This is a genomic window from Paraburkholderia guartelaensis, from assembly GCF_004353905.1.
Classification (GTDB): domain Bacteria; phylum Pseudomonadota; class Gammaproteobacteria; order Burkholderiales; family Burkholderiaceae; genus Paraburkholderia; species Paraburkholderia guartelaensis.
Genome location: NZ_SMOD01000054.1, coordinates 20,281 through 44,258 on the forward strand (window position 1 = coordinate 20,281; position 23,978 = coordinate 44,258).

Annotated in this window: 19 protein-coding genes, 3 tRNA genes, 1 pseudogene and 1 riboswitch; of the genes and pseudogenes, 18 read left to right on the forward strand and 5 right to left on the reverse strand. The window is 64.6% G+C overall.

Annotated elements, in window-relative coordinates; translation table 11 throughout:
• Positions 1–31: 31 nt before the first annotated feature.
• From E1N52_RS38280 to E1N52_RS38310, 7 genes are all read left to right on the forward strand, one after another.
• The gene (locus E1N52_RS38280; RefSeq protein ID WP_133189738.1) at positions 32–562 is read left to right on the forward strand and encodes a disulfide bond formation protein B; all 531 of its coding nucleotides are present in this window, start codon (positions 32–34) and stop codon (positions 560–562) included.
• A 373-nt stretch (positions 563–935) separates the two neighbouring features.
• Positions 936–2,492 carry a xanthine dehydrogenase small subunit gene (gene xdhA, locus E1N52_RS38285; protein WP_133189740.1) on the forward strand — a complete coding sequence of 519 codons (1,557 nt, stop codon included), beginning with the start codon at positions 936–938 and terminating at the stop codon, positions 2,490–2,492.
• 23 nt (positions 2,493–2,515) lie between these two features.
• On the forward strand, positions 2,516–4,873 hold the full coding sequence (xdhB, locus tag E1N52_RS38290; protein WP_425468200.1) for a xanthine dehydrogenase molybdopterin binding subunit: 2,358 nt from the start codon (positions 2,516–2,518) through the stop codon (positions 4,871–4,873).
• Positions 4,874–4,991: 118 nt separating this feature from the next.
• On the forward strand, positions 4,992–6,050 hold the full coding sequence (gene xdhC / locus E1N52_RS38295) for a xanthine dehydrogenase accessory protein XdhC (protein ID WP_133189744.1): 1,059 nt from the start codon (positions 4,992–4,994) through the stop codon (positions 6,048–6,050).
• A 40-nt stretch (positions 6,051–6,090) separates the two neighbouring features.
• The gene (locus E1N52_RS38300) at positions 6,091–7,152 is read left to right on the forward strand and encodes an adenosine deaminase (RefSeq protein WP_133189746.1); all 1,062 of its coding nucleotides are present in this window, start codon (positions 6,091–6,093) and stop codon (positions 7,150–7,152) included.
• A gap of 193 nt (positions 7,153–7,345) precedes the next feature.
• Positions 7,346–8,653: a guanine deaminase gene (gene guaD, locus E1N52_RS38305; RefSeq protein WP_133189748.1), complete on the forward strand. Its 1,308-nt coding sequence runs from the start codon at positions 7,346–7,348 to the stop codon at positions 8,651–8,653.
• Positions 8,654–8,699: 46 nt separating this feature from the next.
• Positions 8,700–8,838: riboswitch (yybP-ykoY riboswitch) on the forward strand.
• 100 nt (positions 8,839–8,938) lie between these two features.
• Positions 8,939–9,511: a TMEM165/GDT1 family protein gene (locus E1N52_RS38310; protein ID WP_133189772.1), complete on the forward strand. Its 573-nt coding sequence runs from the start codon at positions 8,939–8,941 to the stop codon at positions 9,509–9,511.
• 83 nt (positions 9,512–9,594) lie between these two features.
• On the opposite strand, the gene E1N52_RS38315 is transcribed toward E1N52_RS38310, so the two are convergent.
• Positions 9,595–10,293, reverse strand: a complete 699-nt coding sequence (locus E1N52_RS38315) for a DUF4136 domain-containing protein (RefSeq protein WP_133189750.1) — start codon at positions 10,291–10,293, stop codon at positions 9,595–9,597.
• Positions 10,294–10,655: 362 nt separating this feature from the next.
• Between E1N52_RS38315 and pepN the strand changes: the two genes are divergently transcribed.
• From pepN to E1N52_RS38330, 3 genes are all read left to right on the forward strand, one after another.
• Entirely contained in the window at positions 10,656–13,346 is a 2,691-nt protein-coding gene (gene pepN / locus E1N52_RS38320; protein WP_133189752.1) for an aminopeptidase N, read from the forward strand.
• A 264-nt stretch (positions 13,347–13,610) separates the two neighbouring features.
• The gene (locus tag E1N52_RS38325; RefSeq protein WP_133189754.1) at positions 13,611–14,627 is read left to right on the forward strand and encodes a class 1 fructose-bisphosphatase; all 1,017 of its coding nucleotides are present in this window, start codon (positions 13,611–13,613) and stop codon (positions 14,625–14,627) included.
• A gap of 65 nt (positions 14,628–14,692) precedes the next feature.
• Positions 14,693–14,768: transfer RNA gene (locus E1N52_RS38330), tRNA-Thr, on the forward strand.
• A gap of 130 nt (positions 14,769–14,898) precedes the next feature.
• Here E1N52_RS38330 and E1N52_RS38335 read toward each other — a convergent pair.
• Positions 14,899–15,852 (reverse strand): LysR family transcriptional regulator, encoded by a 954-nt coding sequence (locus E1N52_RS38335; protein ID WP_133189756.1) that lies wholly within the window; start codon positions 15,850–15,852, stop codon positions 14,899–14,901.
• Positions 15,853–15,969: 117 nt separating this feature from the next.
• On the opposite strand from E1N52_RS38335, the gene E1N52_RS38340 reads away from it, so the two are divergent.
• From E1N52_RS38340 to E1N52_RS38345, 3 genes are all read left to right on the forward strand, one after another.
• The gene (locus E1N52_RS38340) at positions 15,970–17,088 is read left to right on the forward strand and encodes an aldo/keto reductase (protein ID WP_133189758.1); all 1,119 of its coding nucleotides are present in this window, start codon (positions 15,970–15,972) and stop codon (positions 17,086–17,088) included.
• 552 nt (positions 17,089–17,640) lie between these two features.
• Positions 17,641–17,790 carry a hypothetical protein gene (locus E1N52_RS44390; RefSeq protein ID WP_027795377.1) on the forward strand — a complete coding sequence of 50 codons (150 nt, stop codon included), beginning with the start codon at positions 17,641–17,643 and terminating at the stop codon, positions 17,788–17,790.
• Between the two features lie 264 nt (positions 17,791–18,054).
• Entirely contained in the window at positions 18,055–18,645 is a 591-nt protein-coding gene (locus tag E1N52_RS38345) for a chorismate mutase (protein WP_133189760.1), read from the forward strand.
• A 6-nt stretch (positions 18,646–18,651) separates the two neighbouring features.
• Here the strand turns inward: E1N52_RS38345 and E1N52_RS38350 are convergent, their stop codons facing one another.
• Both E1N52_RS38350 and E1N52_RS38355 read right to left on the reverse strand, forming a co-directional pair.
• Positions 18,652–19,818 carry an exonuclease domain-containing protein gene (locus E1N52_RS38350; protein WP_133189762.1) on the reverse strand — a complete coding sequence of 389 codons (1,167 nt, stop codon included), beginning with the start codon at positions 19,816–19,818 and terminating at the stop codon, positions 18,652–18,654.
• Between the two features lie 278 nt (positions 19,819–20,096).
• Positions 20,097–20,300 (reverse strand): cold-shock protein, encoded by a 204-nt coding sequence (locus E1N52_RS38355; RefSeq protein ID WP_028205165.1) that lies wholly within the window; start codon positions 20,298–20,300, stop codon positions 20,097–20,099.
• Positions 20,301–20,713: 413 nt separating this feature from the next.
• Here E1N52_RS38355 and E1N52_RS38360 point away from each other — a divergent pair, with 413 nt between their 5' ends.
• Together E1N52_RS38360 and E1N52_RS38365 are read left to right on the forward strand one after the other, a co-directional pair.
• Positions 20,714–20,914, forward strand: coding sequence for a hypothetical protein (locus tag E1N52_RS38360; RefSeq protein ID WP_133189764.1), 201 nt, complete (start codon positions 20,714–20,716; stop codon positions 20,912–20,914).
• A gap of 535 nt (positions 20,915–21,449) precedes the next feature.
• On the forward strand, positions 21,450–22,601 hold the full coding sequence (locus tag E1N52_RS38365; RefSeq protein ID WP_133189766.1) for a porin: 1,152 nt from the start codon (positions 21,450–21,452) through the stop codon (positions 22,599–22,601).
• Positions 22,602–22,690: 89 nt separating this feature from the next.
• Here the strand turns inward: E1N52_RS38365 and greB are convergent, their stop codons facing one another.
• Positions 22,691–23,251 carry a transcription elongation factor GreB gene (gene greB, locus E1N52_RS38370; protein ID WP_133189768.1) on the reverse strand — a complete coding sequence of 187 codons (561 nt, stop codon included), beginning with the start codon at positions 23,249–23,251 and terminating at the stop codon, positions 22,691–22,693.
• Between the two features lie 128 nt (positions 23,252–23,379).
• On the opposite strand from greB, the gene E1N52_RS38375 reads away from it, so the two are divergent.
• The 3 genes and pseudogenes from E1N52_RS38375 to E1N52_RS38385 all read left to right on the forward strand — a co-directional run.
• A tRNA-Arg gene (locus tag E1N52_RS38375) sits at positions 23,380–23,456 on the forward strand.
• Between the two features lie 81 nt (positions 23,457–23,537).
• Positions 23,538–23,614 (forward strand) — tRNA-Arg (locus E1N52_RS38380).
• A 122-nt stretch (positions 23,615–23,736) separates the two neighbouring features.
• A pseudogene (locus E1N52_RS38385) lies at positions 23,737–23,978 on the forward strand (IS256 family transposase); the annotation flags it as partial.

Genomic DNA, 23,978 nt, shown 5'->3' on the forward strand with positions numbered 1-23,978 from the left:
CTGCGCCAGATAACCCGAACGAACGAGCCTCATGAACGACGATAACGCGCTGTTGCGCCGCGAGCGCGGCCTGCTGGTCCTCCTTGGCCTGATCTGCCTCGCGCTTCTTGGCGGCGCCCTGTACTTCCAGTATGTCGAGCATCAGGACCCGTGCCCGCTGTGTATCCTGGGGCGCTATTTCCTGATCCTGATTGCGGTTTTCGCCTTTCTCGGCGCGCGTATGACGAGCTGGCGCGGCGTGCGCGTGCTCGAAGCGCTCGTGGTGCTTTCGGCGGCAGGCGGCGCGGTCGCGTCCGCGAAGCTCGTCTGGGTGCAGGCGTTCCCCAACTACAGCTGCGGTTTCGACACGCTGCAGCCCATCGTCGATGGCCTGCCGTTTGCACACTGGCTGCCCGGCGTGTTCAAGGTGCAAGGCCTGTGCGAAACCACCTATCCGCCGACGCTTGGCCTGACCATGCCGGTGTGGTCGCTGCTCGCCTTCGTCATCGTGTTCCTGGCCGTGATCCTGAGTCTGTGGCGCAACCGGCGCCGCCAGGTGTCGTGGCCCGGCATCCGCCGCTGACCGGCTAAAGGGCGCCACGAGCCTTTTCAGGCTCCATCACCTATTCCACCGCTTCCGCCGCCCGGCCATCGGGCGGCCTCCCCCGCCAGCGCGATTCGAGCGTGAGCCTTGCACGGCAGCATCGAATTGCGCACGACTTGCGCACCCTCCCGGCAATCGAGGCGCGATCGCCGCACGCGACGGCTTTCCATCGCCGTGCGCGCTGTGACGGCGTCATGACCCAAATCACATAACCCCCATCTTGCGGGGGAAATACTTTCCTGCGGCGAGCGGTGCTATCTTCGGAACTGGATGGCGATCTACGTGCGCGAGGCCGGTGTTGGCGCGCCCCTCTCGTAACGCGCGCCTGATCCGCAATGTCCCCGGGTTCACCATGACAACGCAAACCATCCGCTTCCTCCACCGAGGCGCCGTGCACGAAGTGCGCGACCTGCCTCCCACCCGCACGGTGCTTCAGCATCTGCGCGAGGATCTGCACGCCTGCGGCACCAAGGAAGGCTGTGCGGAAGGCGACTGCGGCGCGTGCACGGTCGTCGTGGGCGAACTCGACAGCGAAGGCCATCTCGCGCTCAAGGCCGTCAACGCCTGCATCCAGTTCCTGCCGACCCTCGACGGCCGCGCGCTCTATACCGTCGAAGACCTGCGTCAGCCAGACGGCGCACTGCACCCGGTCCAACAGGCAATGGTCGATTGCCACGGCTCGCAGTGCGGCTTCTGCACGCCGGGCTTCGTCATGTCCTTGTGGGCGCTCTACGAGAACCAGCCTGCCGGTGCGGGCCTGCCGACCCGCGAGGAGATCAACGAGGCGCTCTCGGGCAACCTGTGCCGCTGCACTGGCTACCGGCCCATCATCGAAGCGGCGCTGCGCATGTTCGACGAAACCTGCCATGCGCGCGTGGCGCTCGATCGCGCTCGCGTCGAGGCGCAACTGCGCGCGCTGCAGCGCACCGGCACCTTCGAATATCGCGGCCCCGACGTGCGAGGCGCCGCGCACGGCGAAAGCACGTTCTACGCACCGCGCACGCTCGCAGACTTCGCGACGCTGCGTGCCGCGCATCCCGACGCGCGCGTGCTCGCGGGCAGCACCGATATCGGCCTGTGGGTCACGAAGCAGTTCCGTGAACTTGGCAACCTCATCTACACCGGCAACGTCGCGGAACTGACGACCGTTTCGCGCGACGCCCAGACGCTCACGATCGGCGCGGCCGTCTCGCTCGAAGATGCCTACGCCGCACTCGCCATCGATTACCCCGAACTCGCGGAACTGTGGGCGCGCTTCGCCTCGCTGCCCATTCGCAACGCGGGCACGCTTGGCGGCAACGTCGCGAACGGCTCGCCGATTGGCGACTCGATGCCCGCGCTGCTCGCGCTCGACGCCACGCTCGTGCTGCGCCGTGCGGGGCGCGTGCGCACGCTGCCGCTTGCGGCCTTCTACACGGGCTACCAGAAGAACGCGCTCGAAGCGGGCGAATTCGTCGAAGCGGTCCGCGTGCCCCGCCCCGCGCCGACGCTGCGCTTTCGCACCTACAAGGTCTCGAAGCGCTACGACCAGGATATCTCGGCGGTGTGCGCGGCGTTTGCACTTGACGTGCGCGAGGATGGCACACTCGCGAGCGCGCGTATCGCCTACGGCGGCATGGCCGCGATTCCGCAACGCGCCGCGCTTGCGGAAGCCGCGCTCATCGGCTCGCAATGGAACGAAACCAGCGCGCAGCACGCGATGGATGCGCTCGCCACCGACTATCAGCCGCTCACGGACATGCGCGCGAGCGGCGCCTATCGCATGAAGGTCGCGCGCAATCTGCTGTGGCGCTGCTGGCTCGAAACGCGCGACGACGCCCCGCTCGCGCTGTGCGACGTCAACGCGTTCGCTTTCGCCGAAGGCGACGACGAAGGCCAGGGCTTCGCAGCCGCGGGAGTCACGCCATGAACGATCAGGCCGAAGCGCTCGTCATGCGCCAGCAATCAGGCACCGGGCACGCCCACGAGCGCGCGCTCGGCGCGCCGCTGCCCCACGAATCCGCCGATGCGCACGTGAGTGGCGAAGCGCGCTACACCGACGACATCCCCGAACTGCACGGCACCGTGCACGCGGCGCTCGGCCTTGCACGCCATGCGCACGCGCGCATCGTCGCGCTGGATCTCGATCGCGTGCGCTCGTCGCCGGGCGTGCTTGCGGTGCTGACAGCCGCCGACATCCCCGGCGAGAACGACTGCGGCCCGGTCGTGCACGACGATCCGGTGCTCGCGAGCGACGTCGTGCAATATCTCGGGCAGCCCGTGTTCGCGGTGATCGCCACGAGCCACGAACTCGCGCGCCGCGCCGCGGCCCTTGCTGCCAGCGAAGACGTCGTGCGCTACGCGCCGCTCGAACCCGTTCTCAGCATCGAAGAGGCGCGCACGCGCCAGCACTACGTGCTGCCGCCGCTGCGTCTCGTGCGCGGCGCGCCCGATGCTGCGCTCGCCGCTGCGCCGCATCGCCTCGCGGGCACGTTTGCCGTGGGCGGCCAGGAGCAGTTCTATCTCGAAGGCCAGGTGGCCTACGCGCTCCCGCAAGAGCAGACAGGCATGCTCGTCTACAGCTCGACGCAGCATCCGAGCGAAATGCAGCAGGTCGTCGCGCACCTGCTCGGTTGGCCCGCGCATCGCGTGAGTTGCGAATGCCGGCGCATGGGCGGCGGCTTCGGCGGCAAGGAATCGCAGTCGGCGCTGTTCGCGTGCGTCGCCGCTCTCGCGGCGCACAGGCTGCAACGCCCCGTGAAGCTGCGCGCGGATCGCGACGACGACTTCATGATCACCGGCAAGCGCCACGATGCGCTCTACACGTACGAAGCGGGCTACGACGACGCAGGACGGCTGCTCGGCGCGCGCGTCGAGATCGCGCTGCGCGCGGGCTATTCCGCCGATCTTTCGGGCGCGGTCGCCACGCGCGCCGTATGTCACTTCGACAACGCCTACTTTCTTTCGGATGTCGAAATCGTCGCGCTCTGCTGCAAGACGAACACGCAGTCGAACACCGCGTTTCGCGGCTTCGGCGGCCCGCAAGGCGCGCTCGTGATGGAGGTGATGCTCGACGAGATCGCAAGGCTGCTGGGCCGCGATCCGCTCGATGTGCGGCGCGCGAACTACTACGGCATCGGCGAGCGTGATGTCACGCCGTACGGCCAGCGCGTCGAGGACAACGTGCTCGCGCCGCTCACCGACGAACTGCTCGCGTCGAGCCGCTATCATGAGCGCCGCGCGGCCATCGCCGCGTACAACCGCACGAGCCCCGTGCTCAAGCGCGGCCTGGCGCTCACGCCAGTCAAGTTCGGCATCTCGTTCAACGTGCCGCATCTGAACCAGGCGGGCGCGCTCGTGCATGTGTACCGCGACGGCTCGGTGCTCGTGAACCACGGCGGCACCGAAATGGGCCAGGGGCTCAATACGAAGGTCGCGCAGGTCGTGGCGGGCGTGCTCGGATTGCCGCTCGCACGCGTGCGCGTGAGCGCCGCCGATACCTCGAAGGTCGCCAATACGTCGGCCACGGCGGCCTCCACGGGCAGCGACCTCAACGGCAAGGCCGCCGAAGACGCCGCGCTCACGATCCGCGCGCGCCTCGCGGCCTTCGCTGCCGCACAATACGGCGGCGCGGCCGAAGACGTCGCGTTCGAAGATGGCCAGGTGCGCGCGAATGGCAAGGCGCTTGCATTTGGCGAATTCGTCGAACTCGCGTACATGAAGCGTGTGCAACTGTGGTCCGATGGCTTCTACGCCACGCCCAAAGTGCATTGGGACGCACGCACGCTCACCGGCCATCCGTTCTACTACTTCGCCTATGGCGCAGCGGTGTCCGAAGTGGTCGTCGATACGCTCACGGGCGAATGGAAGCTCGTGAGCGCCGATGTGCTGCACGACGCGGGCCAGTCGATCAATCCGGCCATCGATCTCGGCCAGGTGGAAGGCGGCTTCATCCAGGGCATGGGCTGGCTCACCACTGAGGAGCTTTGGTGGAACCGCGACGGGCGCCTCATGACGCATGCGCCGTCCACCTACAAGATTCCGGCGGTGAGCGACACGCCAGAGGCGTTCAACGTGAAGCTCTATCGCAGCGGCGGCAACGACAACGTCGAGCCGACAGTGTTCCGCTCGAAGGCCGTGGGCGAACCGCCCCTGCTGTTGCCGTTCTCTGTATTTCTCGCGATTCGCGACGCCGTGGGCGCGGGAGTGCCCGAGGCGCGCGAGGCAGCGCCGCTGCGCGCGCCCGCAACGCCCGAAGCGATTCTCGATGCGCTGGACGCGCTGCGGGAAAACCATCGCAAAATAGACTGACCGCGCGAACCTGGCGGCGCCTCGCACACTCCAACCGCGAAGCGCAGCCCGCGCGAGGCCACGAAGATTAACCGGCGGCACAGGCAATAACGTGCCGCCCCGTAGGGAGAAGCGCCAGATGCAAGCCTGGCTTTCCGATCTGCAGCAACTGCTCGCGCACGGCGACGCCGCCGTGCTGGTCACCGTTGCGCGCGTCGAGGGATCGGCGCCGCGCGAGGCAGGCACGAAGATGATCGTCACGCGCGAAGCGGCCCGCCACACCATTGGCGGCGGCCACCTCGAATGGAAGGCCATCGAAATCGCACGCCAGGTGCTGCGCGACGGCATGCGCACGCCGCACGCGCGGCGCCTCGAGCGCCTCGCGCTCGGGCCGAGCCTCGGCCAGTGCTGCGGCGGCGCCGTGGTGCTCGCGTTCGAGCGCCTCGACGTAGCCGACCTCGGCTGGCTCGCCACGCTCGCGCGCCGCCTCGCGGCAGGCGCGTCGACCGTGCGTAGCGTATCATTTCGCTCCTCGCGGAACGGGAGCCCCGAAGGCGAAGGCACCGCGGCCGATCCGGCCATGCTTTCCGAGCCGGAACCGGGCGTGGAAGCGCCCGACTGCCTGCTTTGGGAAACCGGCGGCGCGCTGCTCCTCACCGAAACCATCGCGCCGAACGATTTTCCCGTCGTGCTGTTCGGCGCGGGCCACGTGGGCGCGGCGCTCGTGCGCGTGCTCGGCACGCTGCCCTGCCGCGTGCTGTGGGTCGATGAGCGCGACGCGGCGTTTCCGACGCCTGAGGCGTTCGCGCTGCTGAACGCGCCCAATGTGGCGATCGACGCCAACGACGCGCCCGACGAAGCCGTCGACACGGCCCCGCCCGGCACGAGCTTCATCGTGATGACACACGATCATTCGCGCGACCTCGATCTCGCCGAGCGCATCCTGCGCCGCGGCGACTTCGTGTTCTTCGGCATGATCGGCTCGCACACGAAGCGTAAGCAGTTCGAGCACCGGCTCGCCGCGCGCGGCATCGATCCCCTGCAGATCGCGCGCATGAACTGCCCGCTCGGCGTGGACGGTATCGTCGACAAGTCGCCCGAAGTCATCGCCGTGTCGGCCGCCGCGCAACTGCTGCAGGCGATCGAAGCGGCGAAGCTGACGAGCGCAGCGCATGCCGGCGCCACCCATTCCGCGTGATGTCAAACACTGAAGAACCCATAAGCGAATCGAACCGAACATGACGATCACGACCACCGCCAACACCGCCGCCAACGCAAAGGCGCTCGTCGAAAAGGCCGCCAATGCGCCGAAGGCCGAGTTGCACATCCATATCGAAGGCTCGCTCGAACCCGAGCTGATCTTCGCGCTCGCGCAGCGCAACAACGTGAAGCTCGCCTACGACTCGATCGACGCGCTGCGCGCCGCCTACGCGTTCACCGACCTGCAGTCGTTCCTCGACATCTACTACGCGGGCGCGAGCGTGCTGCTCTCGGAGCAGGACTTCTACGACATGACGATGGCGTACTGCGAGCGCGCGCTCGCCGACAACGTCGTGCACACCGAAATTTTCTTCGATCCGCAGACGCACACCGAACGCGGCGTGCCGATCGAAACCGTCGTTGCGGGCATCGACCGTGCGCTTGCCGACGCCGAAAAGCGCGGCCTCACGAGCAAGCTGATCCTGTGCTTCCTGCGCCATCTGAGCGAAGCCGATGCGCTCGCCACCTTTGAAGCCGCGCGCCCGCTGTTCGAGCGCCATGCGCGCCTGATCGGCGTGGGCCTCGACTCGTCCGAGCGTGGTCATCCGCCTTCGAAATTCGAGCGCGTGTTCGAGAAAGCGCGGGCGACGGGGCTGAAGCTCGTCGCGCACGCGGGTGAGGAAGGCCCGCCCTCCTACATCTACGAAGCGCTCGATCTGCTCAAGGTCGACCGCGTCGATCACGGCGTGCGCAGCATCGAAGACGCGGCGCTCGTCACGCGTCTGGCCGACACGCGCGTGGCGCTTACGGTGTGCCCGCTTTCGAACACCAAGCTGTGCGTGTTCGACGACATGACGCAGCACACGCTCAAGGCCCTGCTCGACAAGGGCGTTGCGGTAACCGTCAATTCCGACGATCCGGCCTACTTCGGCGGCTACGTCAACGAGAACTACCGCGCCATCATCGAAGCGCTCAAGCTCGACGACGACGAGGTGTACACGATCCTGCGCAACGGCTTCGAGGCGTCGTTCGTCACGCCCGAAGAGCGCGCCGCGCTGATCGCAAAGCTCGACGCGAACTGGAGTCGCGCAACGGCTTAAAGCGTGGACTCAAGCGCAGACTAAAACGCGGACTCGTCCGCACAGCAAGCCCCAGCCCGGGCTGTCACACGAATCCGGTCCAGCGCGCAAGCGCCGGACCGTGGGCCCTCTCGCGCCGCAATTTCAGGAGCGGCATGCGTGATGCGGGGCATGCATTGGACGAATACCTGAATTTATCGGAGACGAAGTTCCCATGACTCAATCGGCTTACCGCGCAAAACTGTTGACGTTCACCGGCGACCCTGCGCAATCGTCCGACGCCGCTGTCTTTGACGAAGACGGCGTCGTGATCGTCGAAGACGGCCACGTGGTCGCCTCGGGCGCGTGGTCCGCGCTCAAGGCGCGCGTCGATGAAAACGCGACGGTCCACAATCTGCGCGACAAGCTGATCGTGCCGGGCTTCATCGACACGCACATCCACTATCCGCAGACGGACATGATCGCCTCGCCCGCGCCGGGTCTGCTGCCGTGGCTGAACACGTACACGTTCCCGACCGAGCGCGGCTTCGAAAACGAAGCGGTGGCGCAGGACACGGCGCGCTTTTTCGTCGACGAGCTGCTCGCCTGCGGCACGACCACGGCGCTCGTGTACTGCACCGTGCACAAGCAGTCCGCCGACGCGCTCTTTACCGCGAGCGAAGCGAAGAACCTGCGCATGGTCGCGGGCAAGGTGCTGATGGACCGCCATTGCCCCGAGTTCCTGCGCGACACGCCGCAAACGGGCTACGACGACAGCGCCGAGCTGATCGAGCGCTGGCACAACCGCGGGCGCCAGATGTACGCGCTCACGCCGCGCTTCGCGCCCACTTCGACCGAAGCGCAGCTCGAAGCGTGCGGCGCGCTCGCGAAGGCGCATGGCGACATCTTCATCCAGAGCCACGTGGCCGAGAACCCGGACGAGGTGAAGTGGGTCAAGGAGCTGTTCCCGGGCCATCGCAGCTACCTCGACGTGTACGATCACTACGGACTCCTGCGCAAGCGGGCCGTGTACGGCCACTGCATCTGGCTCGACGACGAAGACCGCCGCCGCATGGCGCATACGGGCACGGTCGCGGCGCACTGTCCGACCTCGAATCTGTTCCTCGGCAGCGGCCTGTTCGACTTCGACAAGGCCGGCGAATCGTCGATGCCCGTGACGCTCGCCACCGACGTGGGCGGCGGCACCTCGTTCTCCATGCTGCAAACGATGAACGAGGCGCACAAGGTCGCGCGCATGGGCGGCCACCACCTGACGGCCACGCGCATGTTCTGGCTCGCGACGGCGGGCGCGGCGCAGGCGCTCGATCTCGCCGACAAGATCGGCACGCTCGCGCCCGGCAGCGAAGCGGACTTCGTCGTGCTCGATGCGCAGGCCACGCCGCTGCTCGCACGACGCACGGCGCGCGCCGAGACGCTTGAGGAGTTGCTGTTTGCGCTCGCCCTGCTCGGCGACGACCGCGCCGTGTTCGAGACCTACGCGGCAGGCAAACGCGTGCACAGCCGCGACGGCGCGCGCCGCTGAAAGCCCCGCCCAGCGCGGGTTGCGGAAAAAAGCGCCATACTGTGATCCGCGCTTCATTGGGGAGTAGCCGCCTCGCATCGCGCCGCAGCACCGGTCTTCGGATCCCGGGCTTGCCGCGCGCGAATTCGCGGGGGCGTCCGTCAACAGACCTGGCCTCTACGGCCATGGCGGACGCAGCCTTTGTCCCGGGCCCGGCGAGACCGATGACCCATGACCGCCGCCACAGGGCCCGGCGGTTCGTGGGTCGTCGCTCGCACGCATCACGGCCCGAGGATCCATCACAACGTGAACCAGGCCTTTCTGGTTTCGGCCGGCGCGGTCGCGCTCGCCGAAATCGGCGACAAGACGCAGCTGCTCTCTCTCGTGCTCGCGGCGCGCTACCGCAAACCGCTGCCGATCATCCTCGGCGTGCTCGTCGCCACGCTCGTCAATCACTCGGGCGCGGGCGCGCTCGGCACGTGGCTCGGCGCGTTCGTCACGCCAGGCGTCATGCGCTGGGCGCTCGCCGCCTCGTTCGTCGCCATGGGACTCTGGATCCTCGTACCGGACGAGCTCGAAGAAGGCGAGGCGAACGTGAACCGCTCGCAGCTCGGCGTGTTCGGCGCCACGGTGGTGACTTTCTTTCTCGCGGAAATGGGCGACAAAACGCAGATCGCGACCGTGGCGCTCGCCGCGCGCTTTCAGGACTTCTTTGGCGTCGTGGCGGGCACGACGCTCGGCATGATGATCGCCAATGTGCCCGCGATCCTGCTCGGCGACCGCTTCGCCCACAAGCTGCCGACGAAACTCGTGCATGCCGTTGCGGCGGTGCTGTTCGTCGTACTCGGCGTGCTCGCGATTCTGGGCGTGGGGTTCTGACGTGCTGCCGCAAACGACATAAAAAAACGCGCCGGACATAAGTCCCGGCGCGTCGTTTAGTCGGCAAGCGCGACGATACGTGCCTATTTCGCCGGCGCGTTCCCCGTCGCGGCCGCCCCCCCCTGCCCCGCAGCCGCCGGGGCCGCAGCTGTTTCATTCGGCGCACCGCCGTTCTTGCCGACCGGGATCTTGACCTCCGTGACGGTGCCGTTGGCCAGCGGGAAATTCCCGAGCGCGCTCTGCACGAGAAATGGCATCACGCGCACGAGCGAGGGATCGTCGCCCGAGGTGCGCGCCTGCACGTTATAGACCTCCTTGCCGCTCGCCTTTTCCGTGATGCGAATGCCGAGCGCATGCGAATACACCGGATAGCTCTGGTTCACGTAGGCAGGCTGATACGGTCCCCACGCGCCCCACGGGTTCCACGGTCCCCAGTACGGGCCCGGCCAGGGGTTGTAGAAGACGGGCTGCGCGACCGTCACCGTGTCGGTGCGGCTGCCGTAGGCGAGTCCCACCAGATAGCGTGCTTGCGGCTCGGGCACGAGGCGGAACGCGTGCATGGCGAGCCCGTTGGCCACGAACTGCTCGTAGGTGCTCTGCTCGATGCTCTGGTTCTGCTCAGGGCTGCGTTTGAACGCGAAGGTGCGCGTGGCGTCGCTGCCGCCGTCCCATGCGGAGAAGGCGGTCACCTGGCTCGTGACGTACGTCGTGCAGCCGGAGAGCGTGAGAGCGAGCGCCGCCAGCATCAGGAGGGCGCGGCGGGTCCATCTGTCGTGCATCATGGTCTTCTCGTAGCAGTGTTGCGTCAGTTGGAAAAGTGCAGTCGTGGGGGCCGCTCTCTCCGATACGATCGTTGCGCCGCGCTTATTCCGTGTCCGTTCCGTGCGCATTCCACGCCGGTCGTGTCTTGTTTTGCGCTCAGCCTGCCGCGCGGCAGGGCCTGATCATACTGACTCGCGGCCCGGCGCGAAAGTTCGAAGGCCGTGCCCCGACGGACAAAGCGGCCCGAGCCTTTGTACAATGGGGCGATCCGCCGCGCTCCCGCGACGGCAGGCAGCGCCCGCGAGCGCACACGCCGCCGCGGCCGGCCCATTCGATCAACACCGAGCGATCCACCCCGATCCGACACGCCCCCATCCAGACCATGTCCGATACCGCCACGCCCACCGTGATCCGCCGCGAAGACTACGCGCCGCCCGCGTTTCTGATCGAAACCGTCGACCTCGAATTCGACCTCGTGCCCGAGCGCACGATCGTCAAGAGCACGTTGCGCGTACGTCGTAATCCCGACGCGCAACCCACCGCGCATCTCGAACTCATGGGCGAGCAGCTCGAATTCATCGGCGCGGCGATCGACGGCAAGCCTTACGCGAATGTGCAGGCGCACGAACACGGGCTCACGATCGAGAACGTGCCCGAAGCCTTTGAGCTCACGCTCACCGGCGCGTGTGCGCCCGCCGCCAACACCACGCTCTCGGGCCTGTACGTGTCGAGCGGCAACTTCTTCACGCAGTGCGAGGCCGAAGGCTTTCGCCGCATCACCTGGTTCCTCGACCGGCCCGACGTGATGGCGACCTACACGGTGACGCTGCGCGCAGACAAGACCGCCTACCCGGTGCTGCTCTCGAACGGCAACCTGATCGCCGAAGGCGAGCTGCCCGACGGCCGCCACTATGCGAAATGGGAAGACCCGTTCCGCAAGCCGAGCTATCTGTTCGCGCTCGTGGCGGGCAAACTCGTGGCGCTCGAAGAACGCATCCAGAGCGGTTCGGGCAAGGAAAAGCTGCTGCAGGTCTGGGTCGAGCCGCACGACCTCGACAAGACGCGCCACGCCATGGACTCGCTCATCCACTCGATCCACTGGGACGAGCAGCGCTTTGGCCTCGAACTCGATCTCGACCGCTTCATGATCGTCGCCGTGAGCGACTTCAACATGGGCGCGATGGAGAACAAGGGGCTCAACATCTTCAATACGAAGTACGTGCTCGCGAATCCGGAAACGGCCACCGATGTCGACTTCGCCAACATCGAGGCCGTGGTCGGTCACGAGTACTTCCACAACTGGACCGGCAACCGCGTGACCTGCCGCGACTGGTTCCAGCTGAGCCTGAAGGAAGGCCTCACGGTGTTCCGCGACCAGGAGTTCTCGGCGGCGATGTCGGGCGGCGACGAGAACGAAGCGGCGCGCGCGACGAAACGCATCGAAGACGTGCGCGTGCTGCGCCAGATGCAGTTCGCCGAAGACGCAGGCCCGATGGCGCATCCGGTGCGCCCCGAGAGCTACGTCGAGATCAACAACTTCTACACGATGACCGTCTACGAAAAAGGCGCGGAAGTCGTGCGGATGTATCAAACGCTGCTCGGACGCGACGGCTTCCGCAAAGGCATGGACCTGTACTTCCAGCGCCACGACGGCCAGGCCGTGACCTGCGACGATTTCCGCCACGCCATGGCCGACGCCAATGGCCGCGACCTCGCGCAGTTCGAGCGCTGGTACAGCCAGGCGGGCACGCCGCGCGTGAGCGTGAGCACGAGCTATGACGAAGGCACGCGCTGCTACAGCGTGACGCTCACGCAGGGCTACGCCAACGGCTCGCCCGCCGCGCGCGAAACGCAAAAGGGCCCGCTGCACATTCCGTTTGCGATCGGCCTGATCGGCCCGGACGGTGCGGACCTGCCGCTGCGCCTCGAAGGCGAAGCCGCCGCGCACGGCACGACGCGCGTGCTGGAGCTGACCGACACGCAGCAGACGTTCACGTTCGCCGATGTGATGGCCAAGCCCCTGCCCTCGCTGCTGCGCAACTTCTCGGCGCCGGTCATCGTCGACTACGACTACGGCAACGACGAACTCGCCTTCCTGCTCGCGCACGACAGCGATGCGTTCAACCGCTGGGAAGCGGGCCAGCGCCTCGCGACGCGCGAACTGCTCGCGCTTGCCGGGCGCGCCGCCGCGGGCCAGCCGCTCGAAATCAACGACGCGCTCATCGATGCCTTCCGCCGCGTGCTGACCGACGAATCGCTCTCGCCGTCGTTCCGCGAGCTTGCGCTCATGCTGCCTTCGGAGACGTACCTCGCCGAGCAGATGACCGAATCCGATCCGGCCGCCGTGCATGCCGCGCGCCAGTTCGTGCGCAAGCAACTGGCAACGGCGCTGCAAGGAGAATGGCTCGCGGCCTATGAGCGCAATGTCACGCCGGGCGCGTATGAACCGACGCCCGAGGCGGCGGGACACCGTGGGCTGAAGAACCTCGCGCTCTCGTATCTCTCGGAACTCGACGATTCCTCGCAAGCGGTACGGCTCGCCACCGCGCAATACGACGCCGCGAACAACATGACCGACCGCTCGGCGGCGCTTTCCGCGCTGTTGAACGTGCAAGCGGCCACGGGCGGCGACGTCGCGCGCCGCGCGCTCGAAGACTTCTACGTGCGCTTCGACAAGGAACCGCTCGTGATCGACAAGTGGTTCGCGCTGCAAGCGACGCAACGTGGCACGGCGCAACGCCCGACCATCGAGACGGTGCGCGCGCTCATGGGCCACCCGGCGTTCAACATCAAGAATCCGAACCGCGCACGCTCGCTGATCTTCAGCTTCTGCGCCGCGAATCCCGCGCAGTTCCACGCCGCCGACGGCTCGGGCTACGCGTTCTGGGCCGACCAGGTGATCGCGCTCGACGCGCTCAATCCGCAGGTCGCGGCGCGCCTCGCCCGCAATCTCGAACTGTGGCGCCGCTTCACGCCCACGCTGCGTGATGCGATGCGCGCGGCGCTGGAGCGCGTCGCTGCTGAAGCCAAATCGCGCGACGTGCGCGAGATCGTCGAAAAGGCACTGGCTTGATCAGACAAAACATAGCCAATCGGCAGACAACGCGCGGCGGCTGAGCAGCGCCGCGCGGCGTCCCACGAACCGGCCTTCGCGCCGGTTTTTTTGCGCATTTTTTCACGATTATTTTTGGCGGCGCGAAGCGACCCGTCGCCGCGCGAAAAGCCGCTCCAGCAAGCCCGGCCGCGCCCCGCGCTTTATTTTGCGCGGCTGTGCGGCGGGCGGTCACAGTCGAGCGGGTAGAATTGCGACATCCCTAAGCGTATCCGGAGTACTGCAATGGCTTTGCAACGTCGCACCACCCTCACCAAGTACCTGATCGAGCAGCAGCGCCAGCACAGCAACCTGCCCGCCGACCTGCGTCTTCTGATTGAAGTCGTCGCGCGCGCGTGCAAGGCGATCAGTTTCAACGTCAGCAAGGGCGCGCTCGGTGACGCCCTCGGCACGGCCGGCAGCGAGAACGTCCAGGGCGAAGTGCAGAAGAACCTCGACATCCTCTCGAACGAAATCCTGCTCGACGCCAATGAATGGGGCGGCAACCTCGCCGCGATGGCTTCGGAGGAAATGGAAACGTTTTTCCCGATTCCGGCCAACTATCCGAAGGGCGAGTACCTGCTCGTGTTCGATCCGCTCGACGGCTCGTCGAACATCGACGTGAACGTGTCGATCGGTACGATCTTCTCGGTGCTGCGCTGCCCGGACGGCCAGCAGGCGACCGAGGAATCGTTCCTGCAGCCCGGCACGAAGCAGGTCGCCGCAGGCTACGCCGTGTACGGCCCGCAAACGGTGCTCGTGCTCACGACGGGCCATGGCGTGAACTGCTTCACGCTCGACCGCGAACTGGGCTCGTGGGTGCTCACGCAAAGCGACATGCGCATTCCGGAAGAGACGCGCGAATACGCGATCAATGCGTCGAACGCACGCCACTGGTATGAGCCGGTGCAGAAGTACATCGGCGAACTGAACGCCGGCAAGGACGGCGCGCGCGGCGAGAACTTCAACATGCGCTGGATTGCCTCGATGGTCGCGGACGTGCACCGCATTCTGAACCGCGGCGGCATCTTCATGTACCCGGCCGACAAGCGCGATCCGTCGAAGCCGGGCAAGCTGCGCCTGATGTATGAAGCGAACCCTATGTCGTTCATCGTCGAACAGGCGGGCGGCATGGCGACCAACGGCGAAGAGCGCATTCTCGACATCCAGCCGAAGAGCCTGCATGAGCGCGTTGCCGTGTTCCTCGGCTCGAAGAACGAGGTCGAGCGCGTCACGCGCTACCACCACGAAGCCAAAGAATGAAAAAGATGAGGAAAGGGCTTGCATAGTTCGCAGCAACTTCCTATAATCTTTCTTCTCTGATGCACGCCGGAATAGCTCAGACGGTAGAGCAGCGCATTCGTAATGCGAAGGTCGGGGGTTCGATTCCTCTTTCCGGCACCAGGATTCAAGCAAAAAGCCCAGTCTTCGGACTGGGCTTTTTGCTTTGTGGCGTCGTCGTGCGGCACTCGGTGCGCTACGCCTAACCGCTTTGGTCACCTCACCCCATCGCCCCTGCTCGCGCTACCTGAGCTTAGGCGCCCTCACGCTTCTCGCGCAAAAAGTCGATGAACGCACGCAGCTTGGGCGGCAACTGCGCGCGCCCGGCCGTGTACAAATAGAACCCCGGAAACGACGCGCCCCACGGCTCGAGCACAGGCACGAGCCGGCCCTCCTCCAGCGGCGCACGCACGTAATCTTCGATCACGTGCAGAAGACCCACGCCCTGCTCCGCCGCGCGCACCATCGTACGCAGATCGTTCGTCACGAAGCGGCCCTCGGTGACCACGTCGAACACGCGCCCAGGATCACCCGGCTGCGCGAACTCCCAGCGGTAGACGCCGCCCGTCGCGAAGCGATAGTGCAGGCAATCATGCGCGGCCAGGTCGTCGGGGGTGACGGGCCACGCGTGGCGCTCGAAGTATTCCGGCGACCCCACCACGACGATGCGAATCGGCCCGCCGATCGGCACCGCCACCATGCCGGGCGCAACCGATTCGCCGAGGCGAATGCCTGCATCGAAGCCGTCGCCGACCAGATCGGCAAAACCATCGTCGAGCGCGAGTTCGAGCTTGATCTGCGGATAGCGCGTCATGAATTCCGCGAGGTGCGGCATGACGAGCAACTCGCTCGCCACGCGCGGCAGGTTGATCCGCAACGTGCCGGCCGGCGCGTCGCGCGAGGCGTCGAGCGCATCGAATGCCGCCTCGATCTGTGAGAGTGCGGGCTGAACGCGCGCGAGAAACTGCGCGCCCGCCTCGGTCAGCGCGACCCGGCGCGTCGTGCGATTGAAGAGCCTCACGCCGAGCTGCGCTTCGAGCGCACGCACGGTTTGCGAAAGCGCCGAAGTCGAGAAGCCCGAGGCGGAGGCCGCACGCGTGAAGCTGCCATGGCGTGCGACAGCAGCCACCGCCAGCAGCGCGGGCAGGCGTCCCGCCAGTCCCGACGCGGCGGGCGGCGCTAACGCTGGAGCGGAAACCGGGCCCATGTCGTCTCCATTGTGAAGCCTGACTTCACAGTGCTTTCAGGTGAACCCGATTTTTCCACAAAAAGGAATAGCGCAAGATGAGTTCGCGTTCGCCACTTACTCTTTGAGGAAACCGCCATGAAACTCGACAGCTATACCCTGCTCGGCCGCTCGGGCCTGCGCGTCAGCCCCATCGCCCTCGGCACGATGACGTTCGGCACCGAATGGGGCTGGGGCGCCGACGAAGCCGCCGCACAGCGTCTCTTCGACCTCTATGTCGACGCAGGCGGCAATTTCATCGATACCGCCGATCTCTATACAGAAGGGACGAGCGAGACCTGGGTGGGCCGCTTCGCGGCGGCTCGAGGTCTGCGTGAGCGGCTCGTCATCGCTACCAAGTATTCCTACAACGCCGAAGCGGGCAATCCGAACGCCGGCGGAAACCATCGCAAGAACCTGCTGCGTGCACTCGACGGCTCGCTCAAGCGCCTCGGCACCGACTACATCGATCTCTATTACCTGCACACGTGGGACCGCATGACGCCCGTCGACGAAGTGATGCGCGCAATGGACGACGCAGTGCGCGCGGGCAAGATCCGCTACGTGGGTCTCTCCGACGTGCCCGCCTGGTACGCAGGCCGCGCGCAGACGCTGGCCGACTGGCGCGGCTTCGAGCCGGTCGCGGCCATGCAGCTCGAATACTCTCTGATCGAGCGCAACGCGGAACACGAATTCGCCGATCTCGCGACGCAACTCGGCATGGGGCTCGTGCCGTGGAGTCCGCTCGGCATGGGCGTGCTGTCCGGGAAATATCGGCCGTCGCAGGCAAGCGAAGGCGTGAGCGGTGCCGGCCGCCTGCAGACGATGGGCGCCAAGCCGCCGCCCGGCTTCGACAAGCTCTCGGCGCGCAACTTCGCGATCGTCGCCGAGCTCGAGCGGGTCGCGCACGAGGCCAACCGGCCCATGGCGCAGGTTGCGTTGAACTGGCTCTATCAGAAGCGCGGCGTGGCGAGCATCATCGTGGGCGCGACCAGGTCAGAGCAACTCGAAGAGTCGCTGGGCGCGCTCGACTTCACGCTCGCACCCGAACTGGTCGCGCGTCTCGATGCGGCCTCCGAGCCCGCACACCCGTTCCCGTACTACATGTTCGCGGACGTCCACCAGTCACGTATTCACGGCCAGGTGGACGTGCGCGCGACGCCCGCGAACCATGCTCACGTGCAGCGCGTGCCGGCGCCGCCGGAGGCGCAAACGTAACGAATTATCGGAGTGCATCAATAGGCCGCGCCCGAATGCGCGGCCATTTACGCACGTTCGGTCATTAATCGCGGCCAAATGACGCGCAACAAAGTATTAATCGCCCAGTCGGATAGAAACGGTCGCTTACATAGTTTTAATTCTTATTAACGTTTCGACGTCAACGGCTCAGCATAATCGACCGTTGTAGACAGATGGTGTATGCACGCCGAAGCCGGAGGGACCGGCCCGCACTTGCGGCGCCGCGCAATACGAACGCGGCAAGACGGCAGGACCCGCGCGGTGCTCAGAGCCGCGGGAAGCGCGTTCGAGGCGTTGTGCGAGTGCAGCAGATGCTGCGCGGGAGAGTTGGGAGAAACGTGGAACGTGCGCGATTCACGCAGCATGCGGCAGTGCGAAGGACATCTCAACAATTATATTCCCGCGCCGTTAATCAGTTGTATCGCTGTGCGAAGAAAGCAACACGCGTGCGAGAAAAGCACTGTTACCGTAAGCGGGACTAGCGCAGTAGAAGTACCGAGCCGGATAATCGGCTTACATAGGAGAAAGATCATGGACGCCAAACCGCCAAGGATTCCGACCCCGGACCAAGTCTTCAGCCCGGATCCGGAACCGGTGGCCGTTGAGTTTCTCGGCGACGAATTGCCCGCTCACGTGCGCGCATTTCTCGACGAGCAACGCAAGGCACACGAACAGAAGTGACGGGGAAACGCACACGTTCGCGCTCGTGCGCTCACGCACGCTGCAGACGTTCGTGTGCCAAAAGACACGCGTAGTTCGGGGACGCGCGTGTCGTGCTGCGCGCGCAGTTTTGCGCCGTAGCAGCTAGCACCCGGCGCGCTCGATCGCGGGCGCGCCTTGATGTGACCATCTCGTTCGACCTCAGCGGCGTTAGACGCAAGCGCACCATGCGCACCATAACCGGCTATGCTTCGGTTTTTATTGCCGGCGTCTCTCTTCCCCTCGATGACATTGCTGACCCGTGTGAGCGCGCGTTGCGCTGCTGCGCTGCTCTTCGCCCTGCCGATCGCATCCGTCCACGCCGACGGTGACGACACCGCCCTGACCAACCTCGTCGCGCTCGTTTCACAGCGGCTGGCGCTAGCCGAGCCGGTCGCGCACTGGAAATGGCAGCATCACAAGCCGATCACCGATACGCCTCGTGAAGACGCCCTGCTCGCCGATGTGCAAAAGCGCGCCACGGTAGCCGGCGTCGATCCCGCGTTTGCGCGCGCGTTTTTCCGCGATCAGATCGATGCCAGCACGCAAGTGCAGCAGTCGCTGTTCGACACATGGCGTGCCTCCCAGGCACCCAGCGACCCAGCACCGGATCTCGCCACGGCGACGCGGCCACAACTCGACAGACTCACCGGACAATTGATCGGTGCGCTCGCTCGCGTGCAACCCCTGCGCGGCGCGCCGGATTGCCCGGCGCGTGTCGCAAGAACAGTGGCGAACTGGAAGGAGCTCACGCGATACGACTCCGCGCGCACGAATGCGATGAACCAGGCGCTGGAGCATGTGTGCGAATCGGGCGGCGTAGGCGGAACCGCCTAAACGCTGTTATGCCGCGCTCGTGAGGCCGTCAGCCTCGGAAGCCTGCAGCACCTGCACGCGCAGGCCGCGTTCGAAGTGCGTCTGCAGGATGCGCCAGGTCGCAAGCTCGAATACCCGCTCGGCGCTGTGGTCCACCAGCGCCCCGGCCTCGGCCGTGCTGGGAAAGGCGCCCATATAGCACCAGCGATCGATCAGGTGATAAACGTCAGCGCCGTTCGTCGAGTCCTGCTCGAGTACGACGACTGCGCCGCCGAATGGCCAGGGCGCCGCCCCGAGATCGGCGGGGTCGCGCTTCGACACACGCGGCACACGGTTGAACGAAGGCTTGAGCATTGCGATCCATTGCGCTTCGACGAGGAGCGCACCAAGTTCGCCGCCTGTCGCACGCCACTCGACGCGACGGACCTGTTGCGCCATCCGTTGTTCGCGCGACGAGCGCCGCTCACCTGAAAGATGCGCGCGCACGCGCTGGCGCACCCGCACGCTGCGCCCCACGTAGAGCGGAACGTCGTTCTCGCCATAGAACGCATAAACGCCGTGACCTGCCGGCGCCGTATCGATTAGTTCGTCGGTGATGTCGCCGGCCAGTACATGACGGCGCGTCGTGCGCTCGATCTGCGACGCCAGCGCTTCTCCCGGCACCAGCGCCGGCAGGCGTTGCCAGAACTGCCAGAGGAGATCGGCGTCGGCGAGCGCGCGGTGGCGATCCGACGGCACGAGCGCGTGGCGTTCGACCAGCGCGTCGAGCCCGTGGCGCTTCTCACCCGGAAAAAGCGCCCGCGACAGTCGCACGGTGCACAGCACATCGGGATTGAAGGAATAACCGGCACGCTCGAACTCTGCGCGCAGAAAGCCGCGATCGAAGGCCGCGTTGTGCGCGACGAAGAGCTTGCCGGCGAGCCGCTCATGGAGTTGCGCGGCAATGTCGGCGAAGCGCGGCGCGCCGCGCACCATCTGGTCCGTAATGCCGGTCAACTGCTGGATAAAGGGCGGGATTGGCTGACCAGGATCGACGAGGGTGCTCCAGCGTGTCACCTGCCCTTGTGCCACCTCCACGACGCCAACTTCGGTAATCCGGTGCTCGCCTACCGAACCGCCGGTCGTCTCGAGGTCCACGAAGACGATGGGAAGGTCGCCGGCGGGCTGTGCGGCGCTCAAGGAGGATTCAAACATGGGGAAAACGAGAGGGGAAATGGAAAACGGCCCAAGTATGCACCGTTTGGACGCCGCGCGCCGACGGTTCTGGTGGTCTAAGTGCGACTTTTGGCTTTTAGTGAAAACCCGAATCGGGAGAATCGCGAATTCCCAGGGTTTTCCCGATTAATTCCATGAATAAAAAAGACTACTCAAATTACCTGGATATCAATATGCCAAAAATAAAAAAGCCCCGGGGTTTGCCCGGGGCCTAGTGATGCATGAGCGCTCGCGCAGCGAGCGCTCGCACGCTGTACTTACAGCGGCTGGATGTTCGCGGCCTGCTTGCCCTTCGGACCGACCTTGACGTCGAACGACACACGCTGGTTCTCCTTCAACGACTTGAAGCCGTCGGCACGGATTTCCGAGAAGTGCGCGAACAGATCGTCGCCGCCGGCGTCAGACGTGATGAAGCCAAAGCCCTTCGCATCATTGAACCATTTGACGATACCGGTTTCCATGTTTCAGTTTCCCTCGAGATTTTAATGACGCGGGCAATAACCCTCACGCCGTATCCAGCCAATTCCCGCCGTCCCGCTTCGGCACATTCCAGATTTTGAAATTGCAGCAGAACGAAAATCAGCTTTGCCGTTATACGGGGAACGTCAATCGCCAGTCAAGCGAATTTTTTATAACAGCTTTCCCGATTCAGCAATAAAAGCGGTACGCATCAAAAAGCCGCAAGAAAACCGTATGCCATCCGAATGAATATATAAAACTACGTCGTTTTTACCCGATTATCTCGCTCGCGCCATTTCTACCGGGAAGTTTTCCCGAAGTGTAACAATTCGTGTCAAACGTAAGTGTTTCTCCCGGTTGTTCGAGTAATACATTCAATTCATGATCCATATTGTTAGCGGCATCGGAGGTCATCATGCTGACAACTCTGCGGCGATGGATTCACTGGCTCGTACAAACGGACGGGATTGCGCCAACGGCTGAAGAAGTCGAAACCTATGGCGCATGGCACGGGGACCACTGGCACAACCTGCTGTGTTCCCCTATGGACGCAAGGCACTACGTAATGGAAGACTGGAGCCTTCAGCCAGAACCGCCGCAAGCGGGCACCCAGTAAGGTACGCGTAGCGCGCGTGGCTGAAGACAGGCAAAAAAAAGCGCGGCTGAAAAGGCCGCGCCGACAAAGGTTTGGAGATCTTTTTCGTCAACGAAAAAGTCTGCTTCGAAAAGCAGCGATTGAAGTATAGCCGGACCCAGGTCTCGCGATTAAGTATACGGCGCACAATCATCTGTTACGCTGCGCGCAATAATCAGTTGAAATCGTTTTAGGCCGTTTTTCGCAACCGATTGTTGTAGCGATCGCACAACGCTCGATCGGTTGACAGTTTCCTCCCCCTCCCGAGAAATCCGCTCAAAGCCTTTACCAGCAGGGCTTAAGACGAGCGAGATAATCATTTCCGATAGCGCAATACTTTATTGCGGAATTCGGAATACCCCCTCTTCGAGCACCCTCTCTACACTCTGCCTGTCTGGAAACCGTCTCGGACCGATTAATTCGTACCACGCGAACTTTGCCTCTCGCTGCGCTTCGCATGGTCGGTTTCCCAAACAGGGTTCAACGAAACCCACCTCTGTTCTCGGAGTTTACAAAGATGAAAAAGACTCTCATGGTCGCCGCCCTGACGGGCGTTTTTGCAACGGCTGCACACGCGCAAAGCAGCGTTACGCTGTACGGCCTGATCGACGCAGGCATCACCTACGCAAACAACTCCGGCGGCCACAGCCTCTGGAAGGCATCGAGCGGCACCGTCAACGGCAGCCGTTGGGGCCTGCGTGGCGCTGAAGACCTCGGTGGCGGTCTGAAGGCTATCTTCACGTTGGAAAACGGCTTCAACATCCAGAACGGTACGCTGGGTCAGTCGAGCCGCATGTTCGGCCGTCAAGCGTTCGTCGGTCTGGCAAGCGACCAGTACGGCGCGGTCACCCTCGGTCGCCAGTACGACTCCGTGGTCGACTACCTCGCACCGCTGTCGAACACCGGCACGCAATACGGTGGCACGATCGCAGCCCACCCGTATGACAACGACAATCTGAACAACTCGGTCCGTTTCAACAACACGATCAAGTATTCGAGCGTCAACTACGCTGGCTTCAAGTTCGGCGGCACGTACTCGTTCTCGAACAGCACCGAATTCGCGAACAACCGCGCGTACAGCTTCGGCGCGACGTATAACTACGCCGGCCTGAACGTTGCTGCTGCTTACCTGCACGCAAACAACGACATCAACAACCAGCAGTTCAACTCGTCGTCGTTCTCGGGCGCACAGGCAGGCGACTACACGTTCGGCGCAGGCCGCCAAAGCACGTTCGGCGGCGGCGTGAACTACACGTTCGGCCCGGCAACGGCAGGCTTCGTCTACACGCAGACGCAACTGGGCAACGCGATCAACATTTCGCCGGCGCAGTCGGGTACGTCTAAGGGCATCTCCCTGGGCGGCAACAGCGCACGCTTCCAGAACTTCGAAGGCAACATCCGTTACGCTCTGACCCCGGCCCTGAGCCTGGCTGGCGCGTACACGTACACCCGTGCGAACTTCGGCGGCGGCGTGAACCCGAACTACAACACGGTCGCACTGCAGTCGGACTACGCACTGTCGAAGCGCACCGACGTCTACCTGCAAGGCGACTGGCAGCACGTGTCGTCGAACCAGGACGGTATCGGCGCGTACCTGAACGGTCTGGGTTCGGCTTCGACCCGTCAAGACCAGGTTGCTGTGACGGTTGGTATGCGTCACCGCTTCTAAGCAGCACGCTGCTGGCCGCCTCGGCCAGCACTGCAGCTGAAAAAGGCACCCTCGGGTGCCTTTTTTTATTTCTGCGACAACGGATGCACTCAGGCGCGCGGCGGATAACGCACTTCCAGGACGTCGATCGGCTCCGGCCCCGCCGGCGTGTACAGCGTGACCTGATCGCCGATCTTCGCCTTCAGCAGCGCCCGCGCGATGGGTGAAACCCAGCTCACGTGGCCGCGGTCGAGATCGACCTCGTCGATGCCGACGATCGTGATCGTATGCGCCTCGCCGTCCTCGGTGCCGTACTCGACCGTTGCGCCGAAGAACACCTGGTCGACGCTCTCCTGCCGGCTGCTGTCCACGACTTCGGCCAGATCCAGCCGCTTCGTGAGGAAGCGGATACGCCGGTCGATTTCGCGCAGCCGTCGCTTGCCGTAGATGTAATCGCCGTTTTCGGAACGGTCGCCGTTCGATGCGGCCCACGAGACGAGCTTGACCACTTCCGGCCGCTCTTCGTCTATCAGGTGCAGCAATTCGCTGCGCATGCGCTCGTAGCCAGCGGGTGTGATGTAGTTCTTGGCGCCGGCGGGAATTTCCGGCTGACCGGCTTCGAGATCGTCGTCGTCGTTGTCGGTCGATTCTTTGACAAAGGCCTTGTTCATGATGGGATCACTGCGGTACGGGTACTGATTCATTCACGACTATCAGCGTACACGAACCTCGCCGCAAGACAAATCACGATAAGGGCCTTCCCTTTTTTCGAAGGCCTGCTATAATCTCTTTTCTGCGTGCGGCTGTAGCTCAGTTGGATAGAGTACTTGGCTACGAACCAAGGGGTCGTGGGTTCGAATCCTGCCAGCCGCGCCACTTATTCGAAGCGTTTCCCGTCTGTTTGAGTTGGGAAGGGTTTCAAGCAGTATAGTGTTGTAAGTAGTATCGTTTTAGCGTGCGGCTGTAGCTCAGTTGGATAGAGTACTTGGCTACGAACCAAGGGGTCGTGGGTTCGAATCCTGCCAGCCGCGCCACCAAATGAAGGGCCTTTCCGAATGGAAAGGCCCTTTGTCTTTTCAGCTGCGGAATTACGTGCGCCTGGGGGCCTGTCATAAATTTTGTGTGTAAGGCATAACATGTAGCTCAAGGAGCATGTATGCCACGCAAACCCAAGACGTCCCCCGAGGCCCTGACGGCGTTGCCGTCCATTCCGAAGGAACTGATCGACCAGTTCGTGAAGGGGCCGATGACGGCCGAAGCGGTGCATGCCGCCTCAGCGGCGTTCAAGAAGGCGCTGATCGAGCGGGCGCTGGGCGCCGAACTTGGACACCATCTGGGCTATCCGGCCGGCGCCGTGCGGCCCGAGAACGCGACCAACCAGCGCAACGGCAAGAGCGG